Raw genomic sequence first — 12,487 nt, forward strand, 5'->3', positions numbered from 1 at the left:
AGCGGGCATGCTGGATCCCATTTCACTGGCGGCGATCACCGCGGTGCTGGGCACCGTGGGCGCGGGAATGGCCAATGAGGCGGGGAAATGGGCCTGGGAATCGGCCGGTGGCCTGGTGCGCCGTATCGCCGGCCGGGAGGTGACCGCGCCCACCGGGCCGGCCGAGCTGGCCGCCGTGGCGCGGCTCGTCCACGACGGTGTGCGGCACGACCCCGCGCTCGCCCATGCCTGGACGGCGTTCGCCCGTACGGCCCCCGGCCCCGGCAGAGCGGACGCCAGGCCGACCCTGCCCGCGCCCGCAAGGTTCTTCACGGACCGTCAGGAACCGATGAAGCGGCTGGACCGGGAGGCGACGCGCAAGGCTGACGGACTGCCGCGGATCGCGCTGATCCACGGGCCGGAGGGCATCGGTACCAGCGCCCTCGCCATCCGGTGGGGGTGCATGAAATCCGACCGGTTCCCGGACGGACAGGTGTACGTCGACCTGCGGGGTGCCTCGCCGGGGACCGCGCTCGACACCGCCACCGTGCTGCGGAGCCTCCTCGTCCAGCTCGGGATGGAACAGGACGACGTGCCGCCCGCCGAGGCGGACAGACGCGAGGCGTTCCGGCGCTGTGTCGCCGACCGGCGGCTCCTGGTCGTCCTCGACCACGCCCACTCGTCCGCACAGGTCAAGCCGCTGCTCACCGCCGCCCCCGGAGTGTTCACGGTGGTGGTGGCCCGCCGTCCGCTGCCCGGGCTGGACGCCGTGCCGGTTCCGGTCGGACCGCTGACCGACAAGGACGCCCGCCTGCTGCTCACCGACCTCGCGGGGAAACAGACCGTGGCCGCGGCCGCGGGAGTCCTGCCGCGCCTCCTGGAGCGGTGCGCCGGTTCCCCGTACGCCCTGCGGGCGGCCGCCCCGCGGCTGTCCGATCCGCGGCTGTCCGATCCGCATCGTCCGGAGGAGGCCCCCACCGTGCCCGTCGCGGAAGGCGATCCCGTCCGTACCGCCGTCGTGCAGACGTACAGCGAGCTCGCGCCCGGTCCCGCCCGGGTCTACCGGCTGATGGGGCTGCGCGAATGGCCCGCGTTCGGCCCCGCTGCCGTCGCCCACACCACCGGCATGACAGCCCCCGAGGCCGCAGGCTGCCTGGGCGAACTGGTCGCTCTGCAGCTGCTGGAGGAGACCGGCACCGATCGCTACCGCTACCGGCCGGCGGTCCGCGCGCATGCCGAGGAAGCCGCCTTCCGGGAGGAGGGCATCGCGGGTTGCGCGGCGGCCGTGACCCGCACGGTGTGGTGGTATCTGCGCTTCGCCGTCCGGGCCAGGCTCGCCGCCCTGCCGCAGAGCTGGGGGATCGGCCCGCTCTACGACGAGCTGGCCCATACCCCGAGCCCGTACGGCAATGAGGGCGAGGCGCTGACGGCGCTGCGGGCCGAGCTGGGCAATCTGGTCCAAGCCATCTACGCAGCCGAGGAGTTCGGCCTGCCGGACTCGGTGTACCAGCTCTGCCAGGCCCTCTGGCCCCTGCAGCTCAAGGCGGGGCACCACGACGAACTCCTCCCCGCACTGCGCGCGGGCGCGCGCGTCGCCGACGCCTGCCACCGGGGCACCCGGATGGCCGGACGCATGCACTCCCTGCTGGCGCTGGACCTGGTCGAGTTGAGGCAGTACGAGGAGGCCGAGTCCGAACTGACCGCCGCCGCGGAGGCGGAGAAGCTGTCCGGGCATCTACGCGGCCACGCCTCGGCCGTCGAGTCGCTCGGCCTTCTGCGGCTCCGGCAGTGGCGCTTCCGTGAGGCGTACGCCTGCTTCGACGAGGCATCCGTCATCCTCGGCGGAATCGGCCCCGGTGACGAGGGGGAGCGCGATCTGCCCAGGGCCCGGGCCCTGCTGGAAAGGCACCGCGGCCGGGCCCTGCGCGGTCTGGGCCGTTTCGCCGAGGCCCAGGAGCGCCTGGAGACCGCGCTGAGCTTCTTCCGCTCCGTCGCCGAGGCGTACAACACCGCCAGGACACTCACCGACCTCGCCGAGACCTACCTCGACGCGGGGGATCCCGCTGCCGCGCTCCCGTTGATCGACGAGGCGATGGACGCGCTCGACAAGGACAAGGCCGCCCACCACCTCATCCATCTGCGGGGTCTGCGCGAGCGCTGCCTCAGGGCGCGGGAGGAGTGACCGGGCCGCCCGTGGAACCGGCGGCGAGCGGCGTGACCGATACCCGGTGTACCCAACTACCGGTCCGTACGGCCATCTCGCCCGCCATCAGCTCTTCCGGCTCCTTCCCGTCGCACAGCCGGGCGTACAGAGCTGAGGCATACGCCGAAGGGTCCCCCGGGAGACCGGCCGGGGCAGCGCCCCCAGGGTCGGCGGAGAGCCGCAGGAGCGATCCGTTCCGGGTGCGGACCGTACAACTGCCGGGGCCGGTCACGTAGGCCGCGAGGGCAGCGCCCGGTCGGCGGGCCAGTACTTCCGCCGTCCACTGCGCGGGCGTGCCGAACCGGGGATCGTCCGCTGCCCCGTCCCGGTAGATCACATCCGCCAGGGCCAGCCGGCCCGGGTCCAGGGTGTCCTCGTGCACAGCCGTATGCGCGTCTCCGTCCCCACCAGGTTCGGACCGGGGATCGGCGTACCGGCTCACCTCGATCTCGCCCGAATCCAGCAGCCGGGTCACCACGCGCAGGGGAGCCGTTCGGGACACTCCCTCGTACGGCGGGAGCGGTAGCGGGTCCAGCAGAGCGGGCTCCGGGGGCTCGGGGACGCCGATCAGCTGGTAGAAGTGGCGGCGCAGCAGAGCCGCCGATTCGCCCGGCGCCGAGGAGACCAGCTCCGCCGGACCCGGCAGCGGGCGGTGCCCGGCCAGCAACGCGTCCAGCTGCGTTCGCAGCGGGACGTCCGGCGAGAGCCGGGGCGCTTCCCGGACGAACGCGGCCACCGGCGACCCGGGGTCGAGGCCGTCCGGCGATGCCGCGCCTATCAGTACGGGCCTGCCGATCGCGGCGGCGTAGTAACTGACCGATCCGGTGTCCCCGATCACCACGTCGGCCGCGATCAGCGCCTGGCGCCAGCCCTCCAGCGGATCCACCAGAGCCAGGCCGCCCCGCCGGGCCCGGTCCAGCCAGGCGCGGATCTGTCCGGGGCCGTGACCGTGCCAGATATTGGGGTGCAGTACGGCGGCGGGCCGGTACTCGTCCGCGGGCAGCTCAGCGGTCAGCCGGGGCAGGAGCGAGGGCAGGACGTCCTCCCCGCCGCCGTCCCCGAAGAGCGCATCCGGATTCCAGGTCGAGTTGAGCAGAACGAGCCGCTGCCCGCGCCGCACGCCGAGGGCCCTGCGGAAGCGTTCCCGGTAGGGCACGGCGGCCAGCAGCCGGTCGAAACAGGGATCCCCGGCGAGGACAGCGGTGGGTGCGGCCTCCGGGCAGGCTGCGCGCAGCCGGTCCAGTTGTTCGGGATGGGACAGCACCATCGCGTCCGCGACGGGGGAGCCGTCCACCAGGAGCCACTCGGGGGAGAGCCCGAAGACAGGTGGTGCGGCGCCGGGCGAAGGGTGTCCGGTGTCCGGTGTCCGGTGTCCGGTGTCCGGTGTCCGGTGTTGCCAGCCTCTTATTGTACCCGACGCCGTGTGAGAGAACGGTCAATTTGCCTGAAATCAGATGCAGTTGGCCGCCGAAACTGGCCGAGATCGCCAGATCGACCGGGAGTTCGCGTGCCTGCTCCCAGGGCACGACCGGTACGCCGGTCTCCGCCAGCAGTTCGGCCACCCCCGAGCGGAACGGCGAGGATCCGGTGCAGGTCGCGAGCAGTTGGACGCGCAGGTCGTCGCGGAAGAGCGGTAGTACGTCCAGCAGCCGGGTCGCCGAGGTCACGTTGTGCACGACGAGCAGCACCAGGCGGCAGCGGCCCCGCGTCGCCCACCGGGCCGAGTCGGCCCCCACCGGCACCCGTATCCACCCGGCCCGCCCCCCGTCCACCGCCGCCCCCTCGCTCTGGCTTACCGCGCTCATCTGTGCGGGCAACGATAACCGCTGAGAATCACCTATCAGGTGGCTTCTGACGCCATGTGGTTCGCAGGACGGGACGCGTGACGACAATCAAGTCAAGGGCGAGCAAAGCCCTGCGGAAGACATGTTCAGCAACGGGAGGGAATCACCGTGCGCATGGCCAGCCCCCTGTCCGTCCTCATCGCGGCCGTCATGACGGTGGGCCTGTCGACAGCCTCCGCGGATACCGCCGCCTCCGCCCCGGCTGCCGATTTCCCGCCGGCGCCCACTGCCGCTGAGGCGCATGGCGCGGCGGCGGAGGGCTTCCGGGGTGAGGGCTCCGTGGTCGTCCACTGGGGGGCCGACGATTCCGGCAAGGAGTGGACGAGCGATGTGCTCGACGCCTCCGTCCCGGAGAACAACGACCCCGCGAACTTCTCACCGCCGGGAGTGGAGTTGCCCCGGTCCGCCGGGAAGTCGGCTGCCGCCGCCGGGTGGCTGTGTTCGACCTGGGCCAAGCCGACCGCCAAGAAGGGGAGATATCTGTCGTCGTCCAGTCATGAGCTCTGCTCGGGCAGCTACCTGTACCACTACACGCGGGGCCAGTTCCTGCGATCGTCCTGGTCGGGGCCGCGCGCGTACACCTCCTGGACGAACAGCCGCTTCGTCTACTCGCCCACAGGCGTCAACGACACGCTCTGGACCATCGGCTGCCCCGGTGGGGGCACCTACAACTACAACCTCCAGGTCCGTACCCACCTGGTGGACACCCGCGGTGACCATGGCGGACCGTACGAGGTGGGCAAGTACGTCCGCGCCTCCTGCGGGACCTGATCGGAGAAGTACATGCTCGTCGTCCTGGACCGGTTGCTCGCCGCGCTCGTCGATCGGGTCTTCCCGCCCTCGGACTCCGGTTCGTTCACCCACCCGGAGCCGCGTTCTTCCCCGGCGAGACCACGGACATGGGCGGAGACCTTCCGGCGCCGCTTCCGACGCCGGGAGGAGCGACGTGCTCAGGGGCTGCGTGTGCCGACGGCCCGCCCGATGGACCAGGGGGACCGGCCTTCACGGTGAGCGGGGCCCGGGCCGGATGTGAGGCCGGAGGCGGGGCCGTCCCTGACCGGGGCGGCCCCGTCGTCATGTCGGCGCACCTGCCGTGACATGCCTCGCCGCACCCGGCCGGCATCCGCCGCCGGCAGAGGCGTCACTCTTCGTGCCACCGCGGGCGCACACCGTGCAAATGGGCGAGTGTATGCCCGCCGGGGCGGTCCGTGCAGGCGGTTACGTGAATATGCCGATGTGGTGATCCGGTCGGGCTAAGCTCTCGCGGAGCGCGCCGAGTTGATACGTAATCAGGCACTTGTTCCCTGGTGTCTCGAACGTTCGAATTATCCGACCTGAAACAACCGCCAGAGGGCTTACATGGTTCGTGTCGAAGCACCCCCTAATGATCAGGCTTCCCCTGTCGTCCGCGCGCTCGTACTCCCCGCTGTGCTGATGGTGGCGGTAACGGCCGTCGTGGTGGCCGCCGTCGAGGACGCCGCCCGCATACCGCTGGTGCTGTACGGCACGGTCGCCACCGTCGTCGTCACCTGGTGCGCCGTGGAACTGGCCCGCCGCAGCAGGGCCGTCAGTACGCTCCACGAGCACTACGCCTACCGCGTCGCGCTGCTGGAGCGGCGGATCGCCGAACACGACGAGGAGACCGTACGGCTCGGCAAGGAGCTGATGCCGGCCGCCATCTTCCGTCTCCGGCAGGGCGAATCACCGCTGGAGGTGATGCGCGCCGTCGTGGACGGCGACGAGCGGTACCGAGAACTCCCGGCCGCGCAGCGCTCCTTGCTCCGCTCCGTACTGGAGATCGTCGACAACGAGGAAGCCATGCGCGAGTCCGCGCAGCGTTCCTTCGTCAACATCGCCCGCCGCGTCCAGGCCATCGTGCACCAGCAGGCCAGCGAACTGCGGGAGATGGAGGAGCACCACGGCCGCAACCCCGAGGTCTTCGACGACCTGCTGCGCATCGACCACGGCACGGCGCTGATCGGCCGGCTCGCCGACAGCATCGCCGTCCTCGGGAAGGCCCGCCCCGGGCGCCAATGGCCCAAGCCCGTGCCGCTGTTCAGCGTGCTGCGTGGCGCCATGTCCCGGATCCTGGAGTACCAGCGGGTCGACCTGCACTCGATCGCCAAGGTCGCCATCATCGGCACGGCCGTCGAACCGCTCATCCACGCCTGCGCGGAACTCCTCGACAACGCCACCCGCTACTCCCCGCCGCAGACCCGCGTCCATGTCACGGCGGTCGAGGTGCAGACGGGCATCGCCATCGAGATCGAGGACGGCGGCGTCAGCCTCAGTGAGGAGGCGCGGACCCGGGCCGAGCGCATGCTCGCGCAGGCCCAGGCCGGTATCGACCTCAACGACCTCGGCGAGACGCCCCGGCTCGGGATGGCCGTGGTCGGCCGGCTCTGCCAGATGTACAACCTCCAGGTGTCGCTGCGTCAGTCGGCTTACGGTGGCGTCCGCGCCGTCCTCGTCGTGCCCCGCGACATCGTCACCACCGGCCCCGCGCCCGGTATCGCCCATGGCATCGGCGCCTCGGCGATGCCCCGGGGCAGCGGCATGGAACTGCCGACGAAGGATGTGCTCCGCCCGGCCGACCGCGTGCCCTGGCCGGTCACCGGACCCCAGCGGCCGGCCCCGCTCGTGGCGGCCATGGGCGACGACGTCCCGGTGGTCACGGAGTGGACCGAGAACGGACTGCCGCAGCGGCGCAGCCGCGGCCGCGCTCCGCTCGGATCCCACAACCTGACGCGCACGCCGGCCAACGGGCGACGCAGCGGCGTGCCGGCCGATACCCAGGGCCGTGCTCCCGGCGGTACGTCCGGTGGCGTCCCCGGCCGTCCCCCGGGGGACGGCCGGGAGACGGGCAACGGCCGGGCCCAGGGCGAGGCCCCGGGCGGGAAGCCCGGTCCCGGCATCTGGCTCGAAGCATTCACCAAGGCGGTCAACGGCGCCCCGCAGGAGCCGTCGACCGGAGCAGGGGAGGCGCCGGCCCAGCCCGGCGACCGTGGCGAATCCGATGACACGTGGGGCAAGGGAGATCTGAAGTGATCGGGCAGCGCGCGAACTTGGACTGGATGCTGAAGGAACTGGCCGACGGCGTACCGCAGATCCAGCAGATCGTGGTGCTCTCCGCCGACGGTCTCAGAATCGCCCGGCACGGCGGCGACCCGGACGTCGCCGACCGGCTCGCGGCGGCCTGCGCCGGACTGCAGAGCCTGGCCGCCGCCGTAGCGGCCGAAATCCCGTCCAGCGACGGGCGGATGCGGCTTGTCGTCATCGAGGTCGGGGGCGGCTTCTTCTACCTGATGGAGGCCGGCGACGGCGCGTATCTCGCGGTCCTCGCCGACGAGACGGTGGACGCGGGACTGGTGGGGGCCCGGATGCGGGACATGGTGGTCCGTATCGGCGCCCATCTGACGAGCCCGCCGCGCCATGACGGGCAGGCCGGATGACGACCCCCCGACGAGAACGACGGCGCCCCGACGCGGACGTGGGCGACCCGGAACGGCTGTACGTGATCACCGGCGGCCCGGACGGCGCCGAGCGGGCCGAGCTCGACCTGGTCACCATGATCGTGGCCAAGGACGAACCGTCGCCCACGGTGCAGCCGGAACAGGCCGCGATTCTCCGGCTGTGCCAGGCACCGCTGTCCGTGGCCGAACTCTCGGCCTACCTCAGCCTCCCCTTCAGCGTGGTGACCGCGCTGCTGACCGATCTGCTCGCGACCGAGCTGGTCGAATCGCGCGCGCCCATCGTGCGCGCCGCACTCCCCGACCGGTCCCTTCTCGAAGCGGTGATGCATGGACTTCAAAGACTCTAGAAGCGCTGACACCATCGCGGGCCCCCGGAGCGAGGACATCCTGCCCACCACGGCCACCTCCGCCGTGAAGATCGTGATCGTGGGCGGATTCGGGGTCGGTAAGACGACGATGGTGGGTTCGGTCAGCGAGATCCGGCCGCTCACCACCGAGGAGACCATGACCCAGGCCGGGGTGGGGGTGGACGACAACGCCGGGGTGGAGAGCAAGACCGCCACCACGGTCGCCATGGACTTCGGCCGGATCAGCATCACCGATCAACTGGTGCTGTACCTCTTCGGCACCCCCGGCCAGGAGCGCTTCTGGTTCCTGTGGAACGGCCTCTTCGAGGGCGCCCTCGGCGCCGTCGTGCTGGTCGACACCCGCCGCCTCGAAGTCAGCTTCGACGTCATCGGACGCCTGGAGGAGCGTGGCGTCCCCTTCGTCGTCGCCGTCAACACCTTCCCGGACGCGCCGCACCATCCCGTCGAGGCGCTCCGCACCGCCCTGGACCTGCCCGACGAGGTCCCGATGGTGGACTGCGACGCACGGCTGCGGGCGTCCAGCCGCGATGTCCTGCTGACGCTGATGCGCTATCTGCACTCGCTGGCCGCGCCGCCCGGCTGACCCGTTGACCGGCGCCTGTCCCCGTACCTTCCGGCCTCATTCCTGGAGTGACTGTGACGACCCCCTTTTCCCACCGCCCCGGGGCGGACGACCACGCGGCACCGCCCCCCGGCTGCCCGGCCCACGGCCTCACGGTGAACGGACTCAGCTCGAAGAGTCCGGCCGCCGAGAGCCCGGCCGCCGACGGCCTGCGCCCCAACGGGCTGCGGCGGCTGTACGGGCCCGAGGCCGAGAGCGACCCGATGGGCCTGTACGAGAAGCTGCGCGCCGAACACGGTTCCGTCGCGCCCGTGCTCCTCCACGGCGACGTTCCGGCCTGGCTCGTCCTCGGCCACAGCGACAACCTGCACATGACGCGTACCCCGTCGCAGTTCTCCCGGGACTCCCGGCGCTGGCGCGCGGTCCACGACGGCACCGCGCCGCCCGACCATCCCCTCGCCCCCGTCTTCAGCTGGCAGCCCATCTGCGTCTTCGCCGACGGCGCGGACCACGAACGGCTGCGCGGCGCGGTCACGGACTCGATCGCCCGCATCGACCACCGCGGCGTCCGGCGTTACATCAACCGGTTCAGCAACCGGCTGGTCAACGACTTCTGCCTGGACGGCAAGGCGGATCTGGTCAGCCGTTTCGCCGAGCATCTGCCGATGATGGTGATGACCCAGATCCTCGGCATGCCGGAGGAGTACAGCGAACGCATGGTGCAGGCCGCCCGCGACATGATCAAGGGCACCGCGACGGCCAACGAGAGCAACGCGTACGTGATGGGGGCGATGGGCAGACTGGTGACCCGCCGCCGGGCCGTGCCCGAGGAGGACTTCGCGACCTGGCTGGTGGAGCACCCGGCCGGCCTCAGCGACGACGAGGTCAGCCAGCACCTGCGGCTGGTGCTGATCGCCGCGTACGAGACCACCGCCAACCTCATCGCCAACGTGCTGCGCATGGTACTCACCGATCCGCGGTTCCGGGCTCAGCTGAGCGGCGGCCATATGACCCTGCCGGAAGCGGTCGAGCAGACCCTGTGGGACGAGCCCCCGTTCACCACGATCTTCGGCCGGTGGGCGGTGGGCGACACCGAACTCGGCGGTCAGCGCATCAAGGCCGGTGACGCGCTCGTCGTCGGCATCGCCGCGGCCAACGTGGACCCGGTGGTACGCCCCGACCTGAACGCCTCCATGCAGGGCAACCGCTCCCACCTGGCCTTCAGCGGCGGCCCGCACGAGTGCCCGGGGCAGGACATCGGGCGGGCCATCGCCGACACCGGGATCGACGCGTTGCTGCTGCGTCTGCCGGACCTCCAGCTCGCCGTGGAGGAGGACGAACTGCGCTGGACCGGTTCACTGATGTCGCGCCATCTGGTGGAACTGCCCGTGACCTTCGCTCCCCGCCCGCCGCAGGACGTCACCGGGCCGCCGAGTCCGACGGTCGCCGCGCCCCGGCCGCAGTGGCGGGTGGAGTCGCCGCGGCCGGGCTCCGTACCGCCGGGACCCGTACCGCCGGGCTCCGTGGCGCGGGGAACCGTACCGGGCTCCGCGACCGATCCGGCCGCCGCACCGGACCCGGCGTCGGCCGCCGTGCCCCCTCCGGTCCCGGCGCCCGCCGCCCCGGTGATCCCGGCGCAGCGCACGGGCGCGGCTCCGCAGCGGGCCTGGCGCGCGGTGACGCGCTGGTGGCGGGGGGACTGAGGGGTCCGACGAGTGGGACGGACGGGACGGGGCTGACGCCGGGTCGGGTGCGGCGGAGAGGAGCGGTCGGGACAGCCGGGGACACCGCCGTTCAGCCCGCGTCCAGTTGGTCCCACCACCAGGCGATCGTGGGAATCGGCAGCGGCTCCGCGCTGTCGTCGGCCGGCTGCTGCTTCCACCATCCGCCAGGGGTCGCCTTCGGCCCCGACGGTACGGCGTAGCGGGGGCAGGACGACGCCCAGTCGAGGTGCCCCCGGACGAACTGACCGAGTCCCTCGACGTAGCGGCGCAGCCCGTCGTCCGCCTCTTTGAGCACCTGACCGGCCAGCCGGTCGAAGAGCACCATGACGCGGTCCCGCATCGCCACCGCCCGGACGAGTGCGTGGTGCGGGTCGCAGTCCTGCTCCTGGCAGATGACGTCGATCAGATTGAGGTTGTCGTCGGCCCGCATCAGTTCCTTGTTGCGGGAGTAGAGGTCGTTGTCCCAGCTGACCAGCGTCCAGGTGATCTCGGTGAGGGCCCGGACCCGGGGGTCCTGCATGTCCTCGTCCGCCACGGAGAAGCCACCGACAATCTCGATCATCGCGGTGGACGGTGCCATCCCTATGGCGCGCATCCACAGGGTGATGTAGTCGTCCAGCGAAGGAAGGCGTGGGTTGCGGCGCCAGGACGCCTCCCACACCAGGCCGGAGGTGTAGACACGCATGGCGTCCGTCATCCGGTGCAGCTGGCCGGGGGAGGCGAACCGCTCCAGCTCCAGCCGGAGCCCGCGCAGCGCGGCCGCGTGCGGGGAGTCCCCGGCTGATCCCGCGGCCGGGGCCTCCACGGCGCGCATGATGCGGGAGGTCTCCTGCGCCAGCAGATCCGCCGTGGCGCCGGACTCGTCGCACACCCCGTCGTCGAGCGAGAAGAGCACGGCGTGGAACTTGGCCATCAGGGTGAGCGGTTCGAGCTGACCGTACGGCATCGTCGAGGCGGTCAGACCGCCGAAGTCGCAGATGGCGAGGCGCTTGAGCTGGCGCTCGTCGGTATCGAGCCGCTGCTTGAGCATCCACCGTACGGTCAGATCGTTCAGGACGTCGACGGATGGATGCCTGGCTGACGGGACGGGGCAGTAGAAGGGCACAGCCGGAAGCTGTTGGACCGAGATCTTTTCCGAGACACAGGTCACGATCTGCCTCCTGGTGCGGCGAGGGACGGACGCGGCGCGCGGACGTGCCGCGGTGCACGACGTGCCGCGAAGCGGGGCGGTGCGGTTCGGATGGAGCGTATATGCCCACCTTGGCTCGCCGACATCTCAGCAATTGGCCACTGTGTGGCTGAAATTGACTGCTTGTCAGTTCTTGATCGGCGCTTCTGGGTCTTCTTCCGGCCGCTTCCGTCTGTTTCCGTCCGCTCGTGTCTCCTTCCGTCCGCCGCCCCCGCGAGGCCGCTCATCCGCGAAGTGCTCCGGTGGCGGGCCGAACCGCCCGCCGGCGCCGTCCGGATCGCTGTGGCCGAACCGGCTGGACATGCCGGTGGGCCCCTTCCTCGGAAGGGGCCCACCGGCCGGGGGTGCGCCGCCCCCGTCCCCACGGTGCGGCGCGGGCGTGCCGTCGTCATCCGCTCGGACGACGGCCCGCCGGTCATGAGGGCGAGGTGGCTCGCAGTCCGAGTGCCGGGAGGACGGCGGCCTCCAGGAAGCGCGCGAGATACGCCTCGTCCGCGTACCGGCCTTCCATGATCGGCCGGGCGCGCATGACGCCGATCAGCTGGGCGGCCACGAACTCCGTCGCCGGATTGTCGGCCGCGACTTCGCCGCGTTCCACGGAGCGGCGGATCATGCTGTCGATCGCCGCGATCTCCGGCTCGACCAGGGCCTCGCGCAATGCCCGCAGCAGGTCCGGATTCTGCAGGGCCGCGTGGCTCAGCGCGTGCATCAGCGCGGTGTCGTCCCCCGAGCCGGCCGCGATCGAACGGGCCGCGGCGCGCAGGTCCCCCGCGAGGGAGCCGGTGTCGACATCCTCCAGCTTGCCGCCGCAGCGGGTGCCCCGCAGAGCGGCCGCGACCAGCTGTGGCTTCGTACGCCACTGGCGGTAGAGCGTGGACTTTCCGCAACGGGTGCGAGCGGCGACACCCTCCATGCTCAGCGTGTCGTAGCCGCCTTCCCTGAGCAGGTCCAGGACGGCCTCGTAGAACTCCAGCTCCCGTTCCGGCGTGATCTTGGAGCGGCGCTGCGGTGTCATCGTCTCTCCTTCCCCCATCGATCCTCCCCGGTAGGTCTTCCGCATCGATACGGCCACGTACCGATACGCCAGTGTACCGATACGAGCCCGTATCGGTACACTGGCGTATCGAAAGGGCGCGGTTCGGACC

The 12,487-nt window shown here is 71.5% G+C and carries 11 protein-coding genes; 8 read left to right on the forward strand and 3 right to left on the reverse strand.

Annotated features, from left to right (window positions below; genetic code table 11):
* The first annotated feature begins 7 nt into the window (after positions 1 to 7).
* Positions 8 to 2,161, forward strand: a complete 2,154-nt coding sequence (locus ACIBAE_RS07650) for a tetratricopeptide repeat protein (protein WP_399282937.1) — start codon at positions 8 to 10, stop codon at positions 2,159 to 2,161.
* Here ACIBAE_RS07650 and ACIBAE_RS07655 read toward each other — a convergent pair.
* Positions 2,142 to 3,476: a hypothetical protein gene (locus ACIBAE_RS07655; RefSeq protein WP_399282938.1), complete on the reverse strand. Its 1,335-nt coding sequence runs from the start codon at positions 3,474 to 3,476 to the stop codon at positions 2,142 to 2,144. The two genes, ACIBAE_RS07650 and ACIBAE_RS07655, sit on opposite strands and share 20 nt — an antisense overlap.
* 146 nt (positions 3,477 to 3,622) lie before the next feature.
* On the opposite strand from ACIBAE_RS07655, the gene ACIBAE_RS07660 reads away from it, so the two are divergent.
* The 7 genes from ACIBAE_RS07660 to ACIBAE_RS07690 all read left to right on the forward strand — a co-directional run bounded on the left by ACIBAE_RS07660 (position 3,623) and on the right by ACIBAE_RS07690 (position 10,132).
* A complete protein-coding gene (locus ACIBAE_RS07660; protein WP_399282939.1) occupies positions 3,623 to 4,012 on the forward strand; it encodes a hypothetical protein in 390 nt (129 codons plus the stop codon).
* A 128-nt stretch (positions 4,013 to 4,140) separates the two neighbouring features.
* Positions 4,141 to 4,797 carry a hypothetical protein gene (locus ACIBAE_RS07665; RefSeq protein ID WP_399282940.1) on the forward strand — a complete coding sequence of 219 codons (657 nt, stop codon included), beginning with the start codon at positions 4,141 to 4,143 and terminating at the stop codon, positions 4,795 to 4,797.
* A 588-nt stretch (positions 4,798 to 5,385) separates the two neighbouring features.
* Positions 5,386 to 7,074, forward strand: coding sequence for a sensor histidine kinase (locus ACIBAE_RS07670; RefSeq protein WP_399282941.1), 1,689 nt, complete (start codon positions 5,386 to 5,388; stop codon positions 7,072 to 7,074).
* Positions 7,071 to 7,478 carry a roadblock/LC7 domain-containing protein gene (locus ACIBAE_RS07675; protein ID WP_399282942.1) on the forward strand — a complete coding sequence of 136 codons (408 nt, stop codon included), beginning with the start codon at positions 7,071 to 7,073 and terminating at the stop codon, positions 7,476 to 7,478. Before ACIBAE_RS07670 ends, ACIBAE_RS07675 begins: the two co-directional genes overlap by 4 nt.
* Entirely contained in the window at positions 7,475 to 7,846 is a 372-nt protein-coding gene (locus ACIBAE_RS07680; protein ID WP_399282943.1) for a DUF742 domain-containing protein, read from the forward strand. Before ACIBAE_RS07675 ends, ACIBAE_RS07680 begins: the two co-directional genes overlap by 4 nt.
* Positions 7,827 to 8,450, forward strand: coding sequence for a GTP-binding protein (locus ACIBAE_RS07685; protein WP_399282944.1), 624 nt, complete (start codon positions 7,827 to 7,829; stop codon positions 8,448 to 8,450). Before ACIBAE_RS07680 ends, ACIBAE_RS07685 begins: the two co-directional genes overlap by 20 nt.
* Positions 8,451 to 8,503: 53 nt before the next feature.
* Positions 8,504 to 10,132 (forward strand): cytochrome P450, encoded by a 1,629-nt coding sequence (locus tag ACIBAE_RS07690; RefSeq protein ID WP_399282945.1) that lies wholly within the window; start codon positions 8,504 to 8,506, stop codon positions 10,130 to 10,132.
* Positions 10,133 to 10,223: 91 nt separating this feature from the next.
* On the opposite strand, the gene ACIBAE_RS07695 is transcribed toward ACIBAE_RS07690, so the two are convergent.
* Positions 10,224 to 11,303 (reverse strand): hypothetical protein, encoded by a 1,080-nt coding sequence (locus tag ACIBAE_RS07695; protein ID WP_399282946.1) that lies wholly within the window; start codon positions 11,301 to 11,303, stop codon positions 10,224 to 10,226.
* A 454-nt stretch (positions 11,304 to 11,757) separates the two neighbouring features.
* Positions 11,758 to 12,357 carry a TetR/AcrR family transcriptional regulator gene (locus ACIBAE_RS07700; protein WP_399282947.1) on the reverse strand — a complete coding sequence of 200 codons (600 nt, stop codon included), beginning with the start codon at positions 12,355 to 12,357 and terminating at the stop codon, positions 11,758 to 11,760.
* Between the last annotated feature and the right edge of the window lie 130 nt (positions 12,358 to 12,487).

It is taken from the genome of Streptomyces sp. NPDC051569, assembly GCF_044454085.1.
GTDB lineage: Bacteria > Actinomycetota > Actinomycetes > Streptomycetales > Streptomycetaceae > Streptomyces.

Coding starts and splice junctions, on each gene's coding strand:
- ACIBAE_RS07650 (WP_399282937.1), top strand. CDS start 8: ATGCTGGATCCCATTTCACTGGCGGCGATCACCGCGGTGCTGGGCACC.
- ACIBAE_RS07665 (WP_399282940.1), top strand. CDS start 4,141: ATGGCCAGCCCCCTGTCCGTCCTCATCGCGGCCGTCATGACGGTGGGC.
- ACIBAE_RS07670 (WP_399282941.1), top strand. CDS start 5,386: ATGGTTCGTGTCGAAGCACCCCCTAATGATCAGGCTTCCCCTGTCGTC.
- ACIBAE_RS07680 (WP_399282943.1), top strand. CDS start 7,475: ATGACGACCCCCCGACGAGAACGACGGCGCCCCGACGCGGACGTGGGC.
- ACIBAE_RS07685 (WP_399282944.1), top strand. CDS start 7,827: ATGGACTTCAAAGACTCTAGAAGCGCTGACACCATCGCGGGCCCCCGG.
- ACIBAE_RS07700 (WP_399282947.1), bottom strand. CDS start 12,357: ATGACACCGCAGCGCCGCTCCAAGATCACGCCGGAACGGGAGCTGGAG.